This is a genomic window from Geobacillus thermodenitrificans subsp. thermodenitrificans DSM 465, assembly GCF_000496575.1.
GTDB classification, from domain to species: domain Bacteria; phylum Bacillota; class Bacilli; order Bacillales; family Anoxybacillaceae; genus Geobacillus; species Geobacillus thermodenitrificans.
Genome location: NZ_AYKT01000018.1, coordinates 1 through 17,084, shown reverse-complemented (window position 1 = coordinate 17,084; position 17,084 = coordinate 1). Strand labels below are relative to the sequence as shown.

The following is a 17,084-nucleotide window of genomic DNA, read 5'->3' as shown; positions in this document are numbered from 1 at the left end:
GAACGGAAACGCGTCTAACTGATGATGACACCGTCTTCAACAGTGGTATCATCGTTTTCTCTCACCGTGCCAGCGGCCGACGGTGTCTCCTACTAGCAACGAATGAGACAAAACCGTCGGCCGCCGTGAATGTATCGAAGCAACGGCATATCTTCCTCGATCACCTGACCGATGACATTGACTCTATCGTCAGCCGGGAGATCGACCAAAGTAATTTGCAGTTCGCCGGCGTAACGGCCATACCGTTCATTGTCAATCGTGATGCTGCCTGTTCGGCGAGGCGCGGCGGGGATAGGCTGCAGCGCTTCTTTCGTCCAAACAAGGGAGCGGCGCGATTCAGCGGAGCGGATCACATCGCGGGCAGCATCGCGCCGATTTGTATGCACCGTCTCGACAACAGACAACCACTCCGCTCGTACGATCGGCCGGTAGCGGATGGGGATAACGCCGGACCGCACCCAATCCATGCGCCTAAGCACCCCATCCGATACGGCGAGGTCGCCGATAAACACCTTCTTTATCCCATAGGTTTCCACAAGCTCGATATAGGCGTAGACGGGATCAGCTTCCCGGTGAGCTTCTAACGTTGGCAACCCTTCATAAAGCGGTCCGCGCTTTTTGGCATCACCGGGAATAAACGCGCCAATCTCCTCAATGCCATACCGGCGCAACCGTTGATTTTGCGCCAACACCGTCTCTCCTCCCAGCCCTGTTTCCGGACGAGGATAAAAATTATGCCACGCTTCCACATTGGATTTGTCTGCTTGATAAGAAGCAAGCTCTTTACATTCCCACTCTGTCATCGTGCTGGCGTTCAGCACGACTTTCACTTGCTTGGATAACGAAGCGGCTTCTTTCATAGAAAAACCGTCATCCAGCCGCAGCCCGACGATTCCCCAACGCCTGAGCACCGCCGCAATGTCGGCATCAGCTGACAGACGTGACAGGACAGTGGGGGTGACATCGGCCACGACACCGATTCCATAGCAGGAAGCGAACTGGCCAATGCGATCAAGCTTTCTTTGCTCCTCAAGCTCTTGGCCTTTTGAAACATGCAACGAAGTGAACAACTGTTTCGCCCCAAGCCGCGCTGCAAGCTGAAATGTTTCTTCGATTTGCTCGAGCGGCTGAAAAAGGTAGAAAGAAAAGGAAAGCATCGCCATCCCCCATTAAATATGTGCCATTTCTTCTTTAAACCCGAACCAATACGTAAATAGGAAGCCAAACGTGTATGAAATGACGAGTCCGATGAAATAAATCACATACTTTGTATCAGCAATGAGCGGAATCAGTGACAGCCCGGATACGCCGATGCCAAGCGCCGCCGTTTTCATCACTGCTTGAAATGCACCACCGACCGCCGCCCCAAGGCACGCGGTAACAAACGGCCGCCCAAGCGGTAATGTTACCCCGTACAATAGCGGCTCCCCAATACCTAAAAATCCGACCGGCAACGCCCCTTTGATAATGTTACGAAGCCGTTTATTTTTTGTTTTGACGTACACGGCAATCGCCGCTCCAACTTGACCGGCTCCAGCCATCGCCAATACCGGCAGTAGCGGTGTCGAGCCCAATTTTTGAATCAATTCCATGTGAATAGGGGTTAATCCGTGATGCAGTCCGACCATCACAAGCGGCAAAAACGTTCCGGCCAACACAGCCCCAGCGACTACTCCACCGATATCGAGCACTGCTTTCAGCCCGCTGGTAATCGCTAACGACAACCAACCGGCAAGCGGCTGTACAGCGATCAAGGTAAATAGACAGACGATTAATACGGTAATGAGCGGTGTGACGATAATATCGACCGCATTTGGCACAAACGAACGCACCCGTTTTTCGACTACCGCCATGAGCCAGGCGGCAAGCAAGACCGCAAACAGTCCTCCCCTTCCAGGCGTAAGCGCTTCCCCAAATAATTTTATATCGCCCATCGCTGGGTTGAATACGAGAATACCAGCAATCGCCCCTAATACAGGAGTGCCGCCAAACTCTTTCGCTGTATTATATCCCACTAACACACCAAGCGAAGCAAAAATTCCGCCGCCTATCAAAAGCAACAGTTGCAGCCACGTCGTCTGCGGATCAACGCCGGCGTTTTTCGCAAAGTTGGCAATTCCGTTAATAATCCCCGATGCAACCAGCCCAGGAATAAGAGGGATGAAGATGCTGCCGATTTTGCGAAGCAATCGCTTTAGCGGCGTTTGCTGACGCGCTTTGACTTCCGCTTTTGTCCGCTCCGCGATGTCCTCGATTCCATCTTCAATCACTTCTCCAAGTTCTAAACCGGTAAGCTCGCATAACGCAGCCGCTACTTTATTGACAACGCCCGGGCCCACGACGATTTGCAACGTCTCATCCTCAATGACTCCCATGACCCCTTCGATCTGTTTTAAGGAGTCAATGTTCGCTTTGCCCGGATCGCGCAACGATACACGCACCCGCGTCATGCAATGGGCAACGCGGGTGATGTTTTCTTTCCCCCCAACATACTGAAGTATCGATGCTGCTATTTGTTGTTCTCGAGTCATGATATTTCTCTCCCCCTTATTCGTTATTCAAGCGCTTTACGTACAAACCCTTCGGCTTGCTGCAGTCGTTCTTTTGCTTCTTCATAACCGCATTGGCGCAAAATCATAACGATCGCTGTTTTCACCTCCCCTTTTGCTTGTTCATAATAGCGGGACGCTTCTTCGGCGCTGACTCCTGTCGCCTCTATTAAAATGCGCTTTGCCCGCTCTTTTAACTTTTCGTTTGTCGCCTGTACATCGACCATCCAGTTTCCATACACTTTGCCAATACCGACCATCGATGCAGTAGAAATCATGTTGAGTACCATTTTTTGGGCTGTCCCAGCTTTTAACCTCGTTGAACCAGCCAGCACTTCCGGTCCTGTTTCAATTTCCACCGCCGCATCGGCATACTGGCTAATGACGGCTCCTTTATTGCAGGCAATGCTTCCTGTCGCCGCACCGATTTGTTTGGCATAGCGAAGTGCGCTGACTACATATGGCGTTCGGCCGCTCGCTGCAATGCCAATAACGACATCGTTTTTCGTCAAGCCCACTGCCTGCAGATCGCGAACAGCGGCCTCTTCATCATCTTCGGCTCCTTCCACGGCCTCCGAAATCGCTTTCAATCCTCCGGCAAGAATCGCCTGCACCATGGACGGTTCGGTTCCAAACGTTGGTGGGCATTCTACCGCATCAAGCAATCCGAGCCGGCCGCTCGTACCCGCCCCAACATAAATCAATCGCCCCCCACGCCGAAATGCGGCGATGACAAGATGAACGATTTTTTCAATACAATCAAGCTGCTTGGATACCGCGATGACCGCGGCTCGGTCTTCCTCGTTCATGACGTGTAAAATTTCTCTTGTCGTCATTCCATCCAAATGTTTCGTCTTTTCATTTCGTTGTTCTGTCGCAAGATGCTCAAGCAATCTGGTCACCTCTTTAACGAAATTATGTTTCATAATTATATTATAAATTTATGAAATAAAATATCAATCTATTCTTTTTTCATTTGAAACATTCCTACAAAAAAAGCGGGCTCGCCTCAAGCCCGCTTTACCTTCGCAACCGCACCACTTCTTCTCTTGTCTGGTGAAATCGTTCAATGACTCGGCTCCCCACACGATGGAACATGATTAAATAGAGCGCATCGATCACGTTGAGCTGCACCATTCTCGATGCCATACTGCCGATGCGATGGTCTTGCTCGACATCCGGCAGCGCAAGCCGAATATCCGCTTCCTTATATAACGGCGAGGCCGGATCAAGCTTTGTAATGGCAATGACCGTCGCCTGTTGCTTTTTTGCAAACCGGGCGATCTCCAATACATCTTTCGTCCGCCCTGACGTCGATATGGCCACGAACACATCTCCTTCTTTCAAATGGGCCACCAGTGGCAGCATCGTATGAAAATCAGGCGACGTTGCCGCCATGTAGCCAAGCTTCGTAAACTTATAACTAGCGTCCACCGCTGCAGCTGCAGAACCGCCGACTCCATAAAACACCACCCTCTCGGCTTTCATCATCGCCTCAGCAGCTTTTTCCAACTCGCGCTTATCGAGTGTTGTCGTTGTCGCCTCAATGGCCGCCTTATTCACATAGGTCACTTTCATAAACAGCTCATACGGCGCATTCGGTTTGTCAATGATGGAAAAATCATTAATGTTCATATCCGCCATCGTCAACTCGCGGACAAGTGCCAACTTCAGTCCTGGAAAACTGCCGATACCGACCGCCTTGCAAAAGCGGGTGACGCTCGCCTCGCTTGTATCAGCCGCCTGCGCCAATTCTTTTGTCGTCATATTCGGCACGAGCTCAGCATAGTCGAGGACATAGAGGGCAACCTTTTTTTCCGCCGGCGAAAACCGTTCCAATTGCTGCTCAATTTTCGCTAAAATACTGATTTCGTTCATCGTTTTCTCCTTTCCCGCTAGCCATTTTTATTCTCATCTTATCATGGATAACTCTTGTTCTCCACGTGCCGGCTTTTTCTTATTTCTCGCAAACATAAAAAGCACCGTATAAGGTCGCCAACTATTTAGAAAAATAAATACTCGAACAAAAAAATGTTTGAATTCGAGATATATATTTGCTATGATAATGATGTGATGATAACGATAACAAGAGGGGGAGAACGATGACGACATTTCAACTTGACAAAGCGCACAGCTCGGTCACTTTCCAAGTCCGACATATGATGATTTCCAAAGCAAAAGGGGAATTCACCAACTTTGACATCGATGTGCAAGGAGATATCAACGAGCTCGAGTCACTGAAAGTAAAGGTAACGGTCGACGCTGCTTCGATTGATACAAAAAATGCCGACCGTGACAATCATCTCCGTTCGGCTGACTTTTTCGATGTCGAGAACCATCCGACGATCACCTTCGTCAGCGATTCGGTGCGCAAACTGTCCGACACGGAATATGAAGTGACCGGACAGCTGACGATTCGCGGCGTGACGAGAACGGAAACGTTCAAAGTCGAATACAACGGTCAAGTGAAAAACCCGCTCACTGGTGGCATCACTGCCGGTTTTGACGTCGAAGGAAAAATCAATCGCGAAGATTACGGATTAGTATGGAACGTCGCGCTCGAAACCGGCGGATTCCTCGTCGGGAAAGAAGTGAACCTTGCCGCTAGTTTTGAGTTTGCTCTCAGCTGAACAGCCAAATCGAAGAAAGGTGTCCCGAAACAACAACGGGACACCTTTTCTTGCTATGATCAAACAGCTTCGCCATTGTACATTTTGTTCCGCTTCATTGCGCCGTATATCCACCATCAATCACGACGGCCTGTCCAGTGACGCCTTTCGCTTGTTCGCCCGCCAAAAAGAGAACGTAATGGGCGACTTCTTCAACGGACAAGAGCCGCCGCTGCGGCACAAGCGGATAAATCACTTCCTCAAGCACTTTCTCAAGCGGCACCTTTCTTGTCGCCGCCAAATCGGTAAGTTGGTTACGGACGAGTTCCGTATCGACATAGCCCGGACAAAGTGCGTTCACCGTAATGCCGTACGGTGCCCCTTCTAGCGCCGCCACTTTCGTTAAGCCGATCACTCCATGTTTTGCGCTGTTGTAAGCTGCTTTTCCAGCAAACCCGATCAATCCGTTGATCGACGCCATGTTGATGATGCGGCCGTAGCGCTGCTCCTTCATGAGCGGAAACGCGTGCTTGATCGCCAAAAACGGGCCGATGAGCATGACGCGGATCAACTGCTCAAACTTCTCGGTCGGAAAGTCTTCGATATTGGCGACATATTGCAAACCAGCATTGTTCACGACAATATCGAGATGTCCCCATCGTTTGACCGCTTCATGGATGGCTTGCTTCACCTCTTCTTCCACCGTCACATCACATTTGACACCAACGGCTTCGCAACCTAGTTGCCGCAACGATTCAGCAGCCTGTCCTACCTCGTCCTGCCTCAAGTCGGCAAGCACCACTTTTGCGCCGTTTGTTGCCAACGCTTTCGCCACTTCATAACCAATTCCCCGCGCTGCCCCAGTGATGAGGGCTGTGCGATTTTCCATCATTCCCCATCCCCCTGCTTTATTTGTTTATACACGTCATCGTATTGTTGGGCCAAGTCAAAATCAAGCTTCGTCAACCCTTTCGCCCGCCATGATGACAGTTTTACTGTGATGAGCTTGTAGTCGATCGAAATGAACGGATGGTGGTTCGCGTTTTCGGAAATCAAAGCGATTTGACGGACGAACTCGATTCCTTGCAAATAGTCTTGAAAACGGTATTTTTTCACGATCCACCGCTCGTCAGTGAGCTTCCAGCCATCGACTTTCGCGAGCAGCGCTTGCACTTCCGTTTCCGGTAACCGCACCTTTCTCCCTCGCTCTCTATATGTTGAAATATGCCGATCTGCGAAACCGGCAAATCAGCGATCGCAAGGTGACATCCTATTCACCTGCGATGGGCTGATGGATAAACAAAGAAATCGGTACCACGCGACAAGAGCACTCCATCATCCCAGTTGACATTCTCTTAATACGTATACCGCTCGTTTGGATTCCCGGACGGTTCTCAGTCTATTTCCATCAGTTTTGCCTCTATTATACCATCAGACGGCTGCGGCTGGCATAGAACAGAGACGTTTCACACGTGAAACGGGGCGCGTCATCTCGGGCGGGTGGAATCATCCTTTCCCCAGTTAAAAAAGCCCTCTCCCCCTCTCACAGTATCCTAAGCAACAGGAGCACATCGTGGGAAATAGCTAGCGATCCCGGTGATTGAACCTCTCGTTTCCTTCAGGCAGCTGTTTATGTTTCGATTTGATGACGCAGCCATGGGGAACGGATGACTTCCAAATCGATAAGACATTGTCCCATTTCGTCAGCTGACAGCCAGACCGGCACTTGACCGTACAAGCACAACGACCTGCCCTTCCTGTTCAGTTCCATGGCGCCGTCGGTATTCTTCCAGCTGCTCAAGCTCGCTTCGCCAGATCGTGAACTCGATCGGGAACATTTGAACCGCTGCATGGAAAAGGAGGTACTTTGTTCAGCGTAGGTACCGGTAATCAAGTGCCGCTTGATTTTCGCCATGCCGTCGTTTGCCTCTGTTGCTTTTTTGTTAATGTAGCCAAAAAGACAAACGGCAGGTGCACGGTTAATCGTCAAGCGGCCCGAACTTTTGCTCGTAATGAGCCAGCGCTAACAGCGGGAAAATGTAACGATAGCTATGGTAGTGGATGTAAAAGGCGCCGGCCATTCCTTGCCCGACCGGATAGGAAGCCGTCCAGTCCGGATGATGAAGCAAACGAAATAAGGCGCGAAAGCCGGCTTTCATTTCCGGGGTTGGACGCTCAGCAGCGGCGACTAAGGCATCAAGCGCCCAAGCGGTATGAACTGGCGTGCTGTCGCCAAGCGGCACGTACGTTTTCGCTCCGTCGCTTTTGCACGATTCTCCCCAGCCGCCGTCATCGTTTTGGATGCTTAACAACCAGCGGACAGCTTTTTGCAGGGCGGGATGGTGAGCCGGGACGCCAACGGCTGTAAGCCCGGTGATGGCCGCCCATGTTCCATATATATAGCAAATTCCCCAGCGGCCGTACCACGAGCCGTTTCTTTCTTGATGGCTCAGCAGCCAGTCGACAGCGCGAGAGACGGCGCGCTGGTCTTTCGTTAAGCCAGCAAATGTCCCGAAATATTCGAGCGTCCGCCCGGTTAGGTCGGCTGTTGACGGATCCATCAGCAAAAACTCCGCCCCTTCGATCGGCAAATAGCGCCAAAAGCGGGAGCTCACGTTTTTTTCAAACGCCGCAAAGCCCCCGTCATCATTTTGCATCGAAAACAGCCATTGGTTAGCTCGGTCCCACGCATGGCGAAACGCCGTCTCTTTCGCTGCCGCCTGACGGATGGCACGCAATGCGGCGGTCGTATCGTCGACATCTGGATTCATTGTATTGACATCGGAAAACCCCCAGCCGCCTGGTGTGCTGTACGGGTTATGCACCGCCCAGTCGCCATAGCGGACGTGCTGGCGTGACAACAAATAACGGTTCGCCTTTTCGATCGCCCGGTCGGTCATCGGCACGCCTGCTTCTTGCAACGTATAGCTCGCTAACGCCGTATTCCAAACCGAAGCAGTCGTATATTGCAGATGCACATGTCCATCGATCGTTGTACGCAATGAGCGCAACCCGCGGACAGCCTGCCTAATGCGCGGATCGTCGTTCCGATAGCCGAGCGCAAGCAGCGCAAAAATGAATAAAAAAGTTGAACTGAAATAGCTATACAGCGTTCCGTCCGGTTCGATATGCTCGAACAGATAACGAACCGCACGCTGTTTGGCAGCTTGATGAAGCTGGGCTGGAAGCCCGATGAGCGACCGCTTGACGTACGTTAGCAGCGATCGACTTTCCGGCATCCCCCAATCACCGCGGGAGGCAAACAAATCAGAAAGATCCGGACTTTTGTCCGTTTTCCGGCTGTAGCGGCTGTCGGCCGCGATCAAAAGCGGGATCATATTCGCTCTTCCGTAGACAGATAGATCATACATATTGAGTGGAAATGACGGCGGAAGCAAGAAAAATTCAAGCGGCAGCGGGAAACGGCCTGGCCACGGGTACTGCCCGGTCAACGCGAGCATAACCTTTGTAAACAAGTGGATGCGGTCGAGGCCACCCATGTCTAAAATTCGCCTTTTCGCTTTTTGCATATGCCGATCGGTTGGCTGGCGATAGCCGGAGTAAAGCAGCGCATAGTACGCTTCCACTGTGGCGGTTACGTTGCCGTCACCTTCATCCGCAAACAGCTTCCATGCCCCATTTGCCTCCTGCCGGCTCTCAATCCGCTCGACGAGCGCCTGAATCAACGGTTCATCATTTATGTCAAGCGTCCGCAATAAAATGATCATATAAGCGTCTGTCGAAATGCCTGTTTCAAACGGAAATCGCCACGATCCGTCAGCCGCTTGCGACCGTTTGAGCGCGGTAATCAACGCACTTCGTTCACCGGCCACCGTGCATCGCCTTCCTTTTTCACGAAACTCCGTTTCCTTCTATATTTATTCGTCTGGTGGGCCGTCGATGCACTGAAAGGGGGATCGCTATGCGCTGCCTGAGACCGAAAACGTCATCCCTTCCCCTTTCCCTTGTTGACGTCTATCAGGAATTAAAGAAAAAACGAAAGAAAGGACAAGAGACTGTATCCGAACGCGACTTAACTGCCAAAGAACGGCAGTTAATCAGCCGCATTCGGGCGGTGACCGCAGAACACAACGAAAACAATGTGACCCGGACGGCGGCGTATCTTGATTTTTACTTGCGCCATCGCGAAATTCATTGGGCGTTTTTAGGACATATGGTGTCGCGCAACGGTGGTTGGAATATGACTGACTTAAAAGGGGAGCTGCTCATGCGGCTGCTTTCTGAAGACGAGCAGCGATCATTTTTTTCCTTTTTGGAGCGCGGCAACTGGCTTATTTTCCAAGATATTTATCCACAATTTTTGTTATACGAAGAGAGCCAAAAGCAAGACCGGCCGCTCTTCTATTTATTGCCGTATATTGGCGTTTCAACGTTCATGGAAACGATATGGAACCATTTTTGGCAGCGCGGCGATCCATACGTGCTGGCAATCGCCCTGGTGATTAACGAACAAAGCTATTTGGAACAACGAGTCATTCAACATCCTGTATTTCAGCAAACAGTCTTTCAGACACTCAAGTTTAAACTGCAAGAGCTGCTCCATTTCAGTCACATCTTGTTCCCGTATGACGACGGCCAAGGCGGCACCGCCCTGATCGGCGAAACGCTCCATCAGTTTGAATCGCTCCATGAACGCATTTTGCTCGGTAAACGGCTATACTCGATTTTGTTTGATAATGAAGAAACGCTAAAAAATACGGTGCGCTGGGCTGTCAACCGACCACACACCGGCTCACGCAAAGATTATTGGCCGCATTTATTTAATGATGTATGCGAATCGTTTCCAAGGGAACCGTACCGCCGCCGCATCCGCGACTGCCAAATCGTTCCCGGCGCCCCGCGCCTGTACAGCCCGCAGCTTCGTCATGCGTGGAAAAACGTCGCCCACGAGGTGGCCGAGCCGGGCGACTGGTTTACAGACCCGCACGTTGTCCGCTATCTCATTAAAACGGAACAACCGATCAATGGGGAGATCGTTCATGCGTATTGTGAAACACTTGAAAAAATCGAACTGGCAATCATCGCCAAAAATGCCTTCTTTCATGCGCGCTAGGCGCCGCGCCTATATCGCCTCGGCGCTGCTTGCCTCTTGGGTGGGAACATACCTGGATTTGTATTTGACCGGAAAAGGGTTGTACGCCTTTCCGAAGCGCCCGTTCCCATCCGTCTTCTCCATCGATATTTTCTTTACGATGGTCGTTCTTCCGCTATGCACCGTCTTGTTTCTTTGGCTGATGGAGCGGCTTAGCCATCTCGGCCACCTTGGATTGATCATTGCGTCGGCCGCGCTGATGGCAGCATTCGAAACGAAAGCGGAAGCGTACGGTTTGTTCGTTCACTCTGCTGCGTGGAGTCATTTATATTCTTTCGCCGGGTACGGCTTGTTTCTCACGATCATCTGGAATTTTTATCAACGATTTCATCGGATTGACTAGCACAGCTGCGCATAAACAAGCGGATCGCAAGCCACGATAACAACGAAACGAACCGCCGGTGAACAGCAAGCAGACTGTTGTCGAGTAGGAGGAACTTGATTGAAAGGAAAACAAGCGGCTTTTTTGTGCTCCGTCATCATCGCCATTGGTGTCGTTCTAATGGTGAGGACAACAATCGTCGGAGACGCAGCCAAAACAAGAAGGGAAACGGTCATCGTCATCTATTTGGCCGGCGACTCCACTGTCGCCGCCGCCCCCCGCTCCCGCGCTCCGCGAGCTGGATGGGGGGAGATGCTTGACGACTGGTTTGACGATCGCGTGATCGTCAAAAACATGGCCGCTTCCGGGCGAAGCGCGAAAAGTTTTGCCGAGGAAGGATGGCTCGACCACATTTTGCGTGACATCAAAAAAGGTGATTATTTGTTTATTCAGTTTGGCCATAATGACGAAAAAATGAACGATCCAGCTCGTTATACCGAACCGTTCACCTCTTATCAAGCGTACTTAAAACGGTATATTGACGGCGCCCGCGCCAAAGGGGCGATTCCTGTTCTCATTACTCCCGTCGAGCGGCGGCGCTTTTCTGCTGATGGGCGAGCTCTCGATTCCCACGGACTTTACCCTGCTGCCATGAAAGCACTCGGAAAAAATGAACACGTTCCGGTCATTGATTTGACGGCAAAAAGCAAACAGCGGTTTGAACAGCTTGGGCCGGAACGGACGAAGCGGTGGTTTTTATGGCTTAAACCAGGCGAACACCCCAATTACCCGAAAGGCATCAAAGACAATACCCACTTTCATGAACGGGGGGCGAAAGAAATCGCCCGTTTAGTCGTTGAAGGGATCGTTGAGCTTGATCTCCCTCTTCGCCACCACCTCATCCGTTCGCCGAAACAAGAATCTGTACGAAATCGTTAAGCCGAGCCGCCTCCTGCCCTTGGCCGCACGCGTCATGACATCAACAACGCTCCAAGTGCATTTCCTCCGCACTCGCCCGATCCACTAGGACGGGCGCTTTTTTCTCCCTTCGCTCCCGCTAGGCACTGTCGATGACTGGCGTACCACCTGTCCTTTCCGCCTACCGGACGCTTCCGACGTATGGCGCTTTGCTTTTCATAGGTGAATGGTATGTTTTATTCAATAAGCGGTGGTATAGGGACGCGAGCACTTGCTGGAACAGCATGCCGAGCACGACCGGTACGCTTACCGGTGGCGGAAAATAGGTCATAGCAAGCACGGCACCGGCGCTAATGTTGCGCATCCCCCCGGTAAACGTCAACGTAATAATATCCGGTGGGGCAAATTTCAGCCAACGAGCCGCCATCCAAGAAAGAAAATAACCAGAGCTTGCAATCACCAAGACGAGAAATGCCATAAAAAACAGCCGGACGTCAACACGGCCAAAATACGGGGCAACGACCGCGCTGTTCATCATGACGACAAGCGCAAGCGCCAGTTTGGAAAACGGAGACAACACGGCTGCGAGCCGCTCGTTCGCTCGGACGGACAGCCGCTCCCCTACGAGCATGCCGCTTAGAGAGGGCAAAATGATCATGAAAACCAGGCCGAGCATCATCTGTCCAACATCCATCTCCACCGCGCTCCCTGCGAGCAGCAACAACGTCAGCGGCACAGCGAGGGGTGATAAAAACGTATCGATTAAAATGATGGAAAGGGCGAGCGCCAAATTCCCGCGGCCGAGCGATACCCAAATAAAGCTTGTTACCCCAGTTGGAATAGCTGCAGCCAACACAAACCCAATCACTGTTAACCGGTCGCCGCCAAAAAACAGATGGCCCAGCCCAAACGCCCAAAGCGGGATGACGAAGTGAAGAAGGCACAGCGCCGCAACGATCGGGCCAGGATGGATGAGCACTTCTTTCAACTCAGCCAAACGCAAGCGCAAACTGCCGCTAAACGTCATAAACGCAAACAGCCACGGCACAAGCGCGGCATGGCTGCTCAATTCATCCGATAACCAAATGCCGGCCACCACGCTCGCCGGCGTAAGAAACGGCAACGCTTTCTCAAGACGGCGGTTGATCGATTGCCACATTGGTTTCATCTCCAAATCTAATCATGAGCGATGATCATTCACTTACATCTTTTAATTATACATCGTCATCGCCTAATTGAAATGCCCCATTTTCCCATGAAACCGATAGCCGACAATGAGGTGGTGGCCGCACGTGACGTTGCTTACTTCACTACTTTTTCCCCGATCTTTTCAGCCGGCAGCAAAATCTCATTTCGTTTGACGTCGTACAACCCGTATGGAATTAACCGAAGACCCGGCAAAAAGTCGCATGTCAAAAACAACAACGTATACAAAATATCATGGAACGGAAACCCACGTTCTTGAAGAGCGGACAGCAGCTCATCATGGAAACGGACGGCCGTGTCAAACGAATCATCGGTTGTCATCATGCCGGTAAACGGCAACGGAATCTCCACCACCGGCCGGCCACCATCGATAACAACAATTCCACCGCCCATTTCGAGCACCCGTTTCGCTGCTGCGGCCATCGCTTCCGGTTGTTTACCGATAACGAGAAGCTCGGTAGTTGTATTGTAGGTCGACGCCATGCCATCAATATCGAGGGCAAACCGCTCCAAAATAGCTTTAGCGACCCATTGCCCGTTGCGGTCGATGAGCGCAGCATACAACAGCCCCGGATGGTGGGACAGATCTGCATAGCCGTCAACAGACGGAAGAGCTACATCTTTCCGTTCGGTAATGACATTGCTTTTAAAATACATAACCGGCACCGGCTGATCGGATTCCGAGTGCGGATAACGATATAAACGCTCGTCATCAAGCCGTTGTTTCGCAAATAAAAACGGTTTTTTCGATACGTATCGCTTCCAATCGATCTCAGGCAACCGCGCAAGCAGCTTGCCATCACGGGCGACGATACGGCCTTTGGCGATCACAAGCGACGGTTGGAAAGTAACAAGATCCGGAAGCAGAAGAATGTCCGCCAGTTTTCCCGGGGCGATGCCGCCGATTTCATCGTCTAGCTGCAAATACGTCGCCGCATTGATCGTCGCCATTTGCAAGGCTGTCATCGGCGGAACGCCAAGTTCCACAGCCTTCCGTACCAATCCATCGACAAACCCTTCCCGCTCAATAAATCCTGGGTGCGGTCCATCTGTAGTCATCGTAATCCGTTGCGTGCTCACTTTTTTCTCGGTAATTAAGCGGATAATTTCCGGAAAATCCGGGCGGAGCGAGCTATGGCGAAGCGTCGTCCACATGCCGAGTCGGAGCCGATGGAGCGCTTCTTCAGCCGTGATGGCTTCATGACAGGCGCTGACGCCGCTGGCGGCAATGCTGTTTAGTTTTTCATACGAACAGCCGGCTGTATGGCCATCAACGACCTTTCCGGCGCGTTTCGCCGCTTCAATCGTTTCGAGTAAAAATGGGTCACCTTGATACAACAGCGGCCATCTTGTCACTTCGGCCGTCCCAACGACTTCGTCCATTGCCAGCAGTTCTTGGATGTGTCGTGGATCAAACCAGTCGCGCTCGCCAGGGAAATCTGCTTGCGACACGAGGCGGACAAGCCAAAAGAAATGACCGGGCAGAACCCGCAAATCCTCGATCAGCTGTCGAAATCCATCGACGCCAAAATGCAAGTAAAAAAACAAGTTGTCATTTACGGTAGTTGTCGTACCAAGAGGCAGTACTTTGGCGGTCATGCTGACGGGATTGTAAAGCACCCACGGATGGGCATGCGGCTCAATAAACCCGGGAGACACATACATCCCTTCTGCATCAATCACAATCGTATGCTCATCGACCGCGACTTCCTTTTCCCCAACATAGGCGATCGCATCATGATAAATAGCGACGTTTTGGCGCAAAAATTCACCCGAATAGACGTTGACAACCGTTCCGCCTTTGATGACGATATCGGCCGGGCGGCGCCCTTGTGCCACTTCAATCAGTTCGGTTCGCTTCGCTGTTCGAATCAAAGAACCTCCCCCTTTCGCAGCTTATCGCAACGATAAGCCAAGACGCAACGATGCGAACTTGGCTTTCAGCACCCATTAGGCATTGAGCAACGGGTTAATGTAGGCGCACTCCCCTATGCCGTCTTCTTCAAGCAGTTGCCGGACGTCATCCGGAATGGGAACCGCAAACATGCGCCCGTTTTCCTCTTTCACCCAGCCTCTTAGTTCAAAACCGTGGCCGGTTCTTACTTCTTCGCGGAATACCTCATGGCGCAGCTTAATCGTTTTGCGACTCACTTCTTCCACCGTCGTTTTAATCGTAATAATGTCATCGTAATATAGTGGACGTTCAAACGTACAGCCGACATCGAGCAGTGGAAGAATGATGTTTTGTTCTTTCATCAATTTCGCCGGCGACAGTCCGATGCTGCGGAAAAATTGATGACCGGCAATATCAAACCATTTAAAGTAATTCGGATAATAAACGATGCCGGCTGCATCCGTGTCACCAAAATTCACACGAACCTGAAATTCGTTCCGTTTCATGGTCAATCGTTCCTCTCACCTTATTGATTGATGCTCTGTTGCTTCAACAATTGCCGCAATTTAAAACGCTGGATTTTTCCTGTAGCTGTTTTCGGGAGTTCGTCAATAAATTCGATGATGCGCGGGTATTTATAGTGGGCTAGCTGTTGTTTCGTAAACTGTTTCAGTTCTTCTTCCTTCTTTGCGGATGGTGTTACTCCGTCTTTCAGAACGACAAACGCCTTCGGAACGGTCAATCCTTTTTCATTGTCTACCCCGACGACCGCGACTTCCAACACATCTTCATGCTGCAGCAGGCAGTTTTCAATTTCAATCGGGGAAACCCAAATGCCTCCGACTTTCAACATATCATCGGAACGTCCGCAATACCAGTAGTACCCTTCTTCATCACGGTAATACTTATCCCCAATATACAGCCATTCACCGACGAATTTTTGTTTGTTTTGTTCATGAAGATTCCAATATCCATGAGCGACCGAGTCGCCGCGAATAATTAAGTCTCCGACCTCATTCGGCGGCAGCTCATTTCCTTGTCCATCGATGATTTTCACGTCGTAACCTGGCACCGCTTTTCCGGAACTGCCTGGTTTGACATCACCAATGCGGTTGGAAATAAAAATGTGCAACGCTTCGGTCGAACCGATGCCATCTAAAATGTCAACGCCAAATAACTTTTTCCATTTATAATAAAAAGAAGGAGGTAATGCTTCACCGGCAGACACGCAAACGCGCAATGAACGAACATCAAATCGCCGGCCTGTTTTTTCCACATAATCAATCATGGCGCCATACAACGTCGGCACGCCGAAAAAGATCGTGGGCTTGTACGTTTCAATGGCCTGAAACATTGTTTCCGGCAACGGACGTTCTTTGATGAGTACGGTCGAGGCGCCACTGCCGAGCGGAAAATACATCCCCCCGCCAAGACCATAGGCAAAATACAGCTTGGATGCAGAAAGGCAACGGTCATGTTCGTTCATTTCCAGCACTTGTTTGGCGTATGTGTTTAATGCATACTCCATATCGTGCTGCAAATGAATGACCCCTTTTGGCTCTCCGGTGCTTCCTGAACTGAACAGCCAAAACGCGGCGTCATCCTTATTCGTCGGAGCTGCGGTAAGCTCTTTAGCGGCACGTTGAATCAATTGATGGTACGAGAGTGTTCCTTCCAACACTTTGTTGGCGCTTTCATAAATGACAATCACATGCTCCAAAAAAGCAAACCGCTCTCGAGCCGGCTCGAGTTGTTCCCATAAGTCTTCGTGAATGACCAACCCTTTCGCCCGGCTGTTGTTTAAAAAGTATTCATAATCCGACGACTGCATCATCGTATTGACCGGGATCGGCACCGCCCCAATTTTAATGGCGCCGAAAAACGTGTAAATAAACTCCGGCGTATCATGACAAACCATAATCAGCCGGTCTTCAAGCTTATAGCCAAGCTCCCGCAGCATGTTGCCGGCCTGGTTCACTTTTTCTTGCAAAGTTCGGTACGAAATTTGCTCGTCGCGGTAATAAATCGCCGTTTTATCTCCTAATCCGCTGTGAACATGATGATCAATGAACAGCCCTGCCGCGTTGTACAGCCTTCCGAACCCGCGCAATTCCATCGCTCACCATCCCATTTCTATAAAAATTGGACTGCTTGATAAATATGCATGAGGAAGCCCTTGGAAATGGATGAACCGGCTTCCCATTTCAAGGGCTTCATAACAGTGTCGCTTAAACTCCTTTCCAATTCGGTTGGCGTTTTTCCAAAAATGCACTCAATCCTTCTTTGGCGTCTTCCGAACGGAACAACAAGTTTTGCAGCTCGCCTTCATAGCGGATCGCCACGTTCAGCGGCATTTCTTTCCCGTTCATGATCGACAGCTTGATGTTCGAAATCGCATACGTTGCGCTGTTGACAAGCTTGCGCGCGTACTCCCGCGTCCGTTCTCTCGTTTCTGCCTGCGGGAACACCCGGT

General features: G+C 50.9%; 17 protein-coding genes. 4 read left to right on the top strand and 13 right to left on the bottom strand.

Annotated features, from left to right (window positions below):
• Positions 1 to 92: 92 nt before the first annotated feature.
• The 4 genes from DSM465_RS0115135 to DSM465_RS0115120 all read right to left on the bottom strand — a co-directional run bounded on the left by DSM465_RS0115135 (position 93) and on the right by DSM465_RS0115120 (position 4,427).
• Complete coding sequence (locus tag DSM465_RS0115135; RefSeq protein ID WP_029761709.1) at positions 93 to 1,157, bottom strand: DUF871 domain-containing protein; 1,065 nt, start codon at positions 1,155 to 1,157, stop codon at positions 93 to 95.
• Between the two features lie 12 nt (positions 1,158 to 1,169).
• On the bottom strand, positions 1,170 to 2,531 hold the full coding sequence (locus tag DSM465_RS0115130) for a PTS transporter subunit EIIC (RefSeq protein WP_029761706.1): 1,362 nt from the start codon (positions 2,529 to 2,531) through the stop codon (positions 1,170 to 1,172).
• Between the two features lie 23 nt (positions 2,532 to 2,554).
• Positions 2,555 to 3,442 carry an N-acetylmuramic acid 6-phosphate etherase gene (gene murQ, locus DSM465_RS0115125; RefSeq protein ID WP_008880651.1) on the bottom strand — a complete coding sequence of 296 codons (888 nt, stop codon included), beginning with the start codon at positions 3,440 to 3,442 and terminating at the stop codon, positions 2,555 to 2,557.
• A 127-nt stretch (positions 3,443 to 3,569) separates the two neighbouring features.
• A complete protein-coding gene (locus DSM465_RS0115120) occupies positions 3,570 to 4,427 on the bottom strand; it encodes a MurR/RpiR family transcriptional regulator (protein WP_011887578.1) in 858 nt (285 codons plus the stop codon).
• 224 nt (positions 4,428 to 4,651) lie between these two features.
• Here DSM465_RS0115120 and DSM465_RS0115115 point away from each other — a divergent pair, with 224 nt between their 5' ends.
• Positions 4,652 to 5,179: a YceI family protein gene (locus DSM465_RS0115115; RefSeq protein WP_008880649.1), complete on the top strand. Its 528-nt coding sequence runs from the start codon at positions 4,652 to 4,654 to the stop codon at positions 5,177 to 5,179.
• 94 nt (positions 5,180 to 5,273) lie between these two features.
• Here DSM465_RS0115115 and DSM465_RS0115110 read toward each other — a convergent pair whose 3' ends face one another.
• The 4 genes from DSM465_RS0115110 to shc all read right to left on the bottom strand — a co-directional run bounded on the left by DSM465_RS0115110 (position 5,274) and on the right by shc (position 8,991).
• Positions 5,274 to 6,050 carry a 3-hydroxybutyrate dehydrogenase gene (locus DSM465_RS0115110; protein ID WP_008880648.1) on the bottom strand — a complete coding sequence of 259 codons (777 nt, stop codon included), beginning with the start codon at positions 6,048 to 6,050 and terminating at the stop codon, positions 5,274 to 5,276.
• The gene (locus DSM465_RS0115105; protein ID WP_008880647.1) at positions 6,047 to 6,352 is read right to left on the bottom strand and encodes a 4a-hydroxytetrahydrobiopterin dehydratase; all 306 of its coding nucleotides are present in this window, start codon (positions 6,350 to 6,352) and stop codon (positions 6,047 to 6,049) included. The genes DSM465_RS0115110 and DSM465_RS0115105 overlap by 4 nt, the downstream gene beginning before the upstream one ends.
• A gap of 436 nt (positions 6,353 to 6,788) precedes the next feature.
• A complete protein-coding gene (locus DSM465_RS19975; protein WP_080320067.1) occupies positions 6,789 to 7,148 on the bottom strand; it encodes a hypothetical protein in 360 nt (119 codons plus the stop codon).
• Positions 7,138 to 8,991 carry a squalene--hopene cyclase gene (gene shc / locus DSM465_RS0115095; RefSeq protein ID WP_029761705.1) on the bottom strand — a complete coding sequence of 618 codons (1,854 nt, stop codon included), beginning with the start codon at positions 8,989 to 8,991 and terminating at the stop codon, positions 7,138 to 7,140. The genes DSM465_RS19975 and shc overlap by 11 nt, the downstream gene beginning before the upstream one ends.
• Positions 8,992 to 9,080: 89 nt before the next feature.
• Here shc and DSM465_RS0115090 point away from each other — a divergent pair, with 89 nt between their 5' ends.
• From DSM465_RS0115090 to DSM465_RS0115080, 3 genes are all read left to right on the top strand, one after another.
• Positions 9,081 to 10,232, top strand: coding sequence for a DUF2515 domain-containing protein (locus DSM465_RS0115090; protein WP_029761704.1), 1,152 nt, complete (start codon positions 9,081 to 9,083; stop codon positions 10,230 to 10,232).
• The gene (locus DSM465_RS0115085) at positions 10,159 to 10,614 is read left to right on the top strand and encodes a CBO0543 family protein (RefSeq protein ID WP_230459217.1); all 456 of its coding nucleotides are present in this window, start codon (positions 10,159 to 10,161) and stop codon (positions 10,612 to 10,614) included. Before DSM465_RS0115090 ends, DSM465_RS0115085 begins: the two co-directional genes overlap by 74 nt.
• Before the next feature lie 99 nt (positions 10,615 to 10,713).
• Positions 10,714 to 11,532, top strand: coding sequence for a rhamnogalacturonan acetylesterase (locus DSM465_RS0115080; RefSeq protein ID WP_029761702.1), 819 nt, complete (start codon positions 10,714 to 10,716; stop codon positions 11,530 to 11,532).
• Positions 11,533 to 11,692: 160 nt separating this feature from the next.
• On the opposite strand, the gene DSM465_RS0115075 is transcribed toward DSM465_RS0115080, so the two are convergent.
• From DSM465_RS0115075 to DSM465_RS0115055, 5 genes are all read right to left on the bottom strand, one after another.
• On the bottom strand, positions 11,693 to 12,670 hold the full coding sequence (locus tag DSM465_RS0115075; protein ID WP_029761701.1) for a bile acid:sodium symporter family protein: 978 nt from the start codon (positions 12,668 to 12,670) through the stop codon (positions 11,693 to 11,695).
• Positions 12,671 to 12,813: 143 nt separating this feature from the next.
• On the bottom strand, positions 12,814 to 14,592 hold the full coding sequence (locus DSM465_RS0115070) for an adenine deaminase C-terminal domain-containing protein (protein WP_029761700.1): 1,779 nt from the start codon (positions 14,590 to 14,592) through the stop codon (positions 12,814 to 12,816).
• A gap of 75 nt (positions 14,593 to 14,667) precedes the next feature.
• Positions 14,668 to 15,117, bottom strand: a complete 450-nt coding sequence (locus DSM465_RS0115065) for an acyl-CoA thioesterase (RefSeq protein ID WP_008880640.1) — start codon at positions 15,115 to 15,117, stop codon at positions 14,668 to 14,670.
• A gap of 20 nt (positions 15,118 to 15,137) precedes the next feature.
• On the bottom strand, positions 15,138 to 16,727 hold the full coding sequence (locus tag DSM465_RS0115060; protein ID WP_029761699.1) for a benzoate-CoA ligase family protein: 1,590 nt from the start codon (positions 16,725 to 16,727) through the stop codon (positions 15,138 to 15,140).
• 112 nt (positions 16,728 to 16,839) lie between these two features.
• Positions 16,840 to 17,084: enoyl-CoA hydratase/isomerase family protein (locus tag DSM465_RS0115055; RefSeq protein ID WP_029761698.1), on the bottom strand; the 245-nt coding region annotated here is incomplete at its 5' end.

Bases quoted from the DNA above. Each gene is read 5' to 3' on its own strand.
- DSM465_RS0115130 (WP_029761706.1), bottom strand. From the start codon at position 2,531: ATGACTCGAGAACAACAAATAGCAGCATCGATACTTCAGTATGTTGGG.
- DSM465_RS0115085 (WP_230459217.1), top strand. From the start codon at position 10,159: ATGCGTATTGTGAAACACTTGAAAAAATCGAACTGGCAATCATCGCCA.
- DSM465_RS0115090 (WP_029761704.1), top strand. From the start codon at position 9,081: ATGCGCTGCCTGAGACCGAAAACGTCATCCCTTCCCCTTTCCCTTGTT.
- DSM465_RS0115065 (WP_008880640.1), bottom strand. From the start codon at position 15,117: ATGAAACGGAACGAATTTCAGGTTCGTGTGAATTTTGGTGACACGGAT.
- DSM465_RS0115135 (WP_029761709.1), bottom strand. From the start codon at position 1,157: ATGCTTTCCTTTTCTTTCTACCTTTTTCAGCCGCTCGAGCAAATCGAA.
- DSM465_RS0115110 (WP_008880648.1), bottom strand. From the start codon at position 6,050: ATGATGGAAAATCGCACAGCCCTCATCACTGGGGCAGCGCGGGGAATT.
- DSM465_RS0115075 (WP_029761701.1), bottom strand. From the start codon at position 12,670: ATGTGGCAATCGATCAACCGCCGTCTTGAGAAAGCGTTGCCGTTTCTT.
- DSM465_RS0115060 (WP_029761699.1), bottom strand. From the start codon at position 16,727: ATGGAATTGCGCGGGTTCGGAAGGCTGTACAACGCGGCAGGGCTGTTC.
- DSM465_RS0115115 (WP_008880649.1), top strand. From the start codon at position 4,652: ATGACGACATTTCAACTTGACAAAGCGCACAGCTCGGTCACTTTCCAA.
- DSM465_RS0115120 (WP_011887578.1), bottom strand. From the start codon at position 4,427: ATGAACGAAATCAGTATTTTAGCGAAAATTGAGCAGCAATTGGAACGG.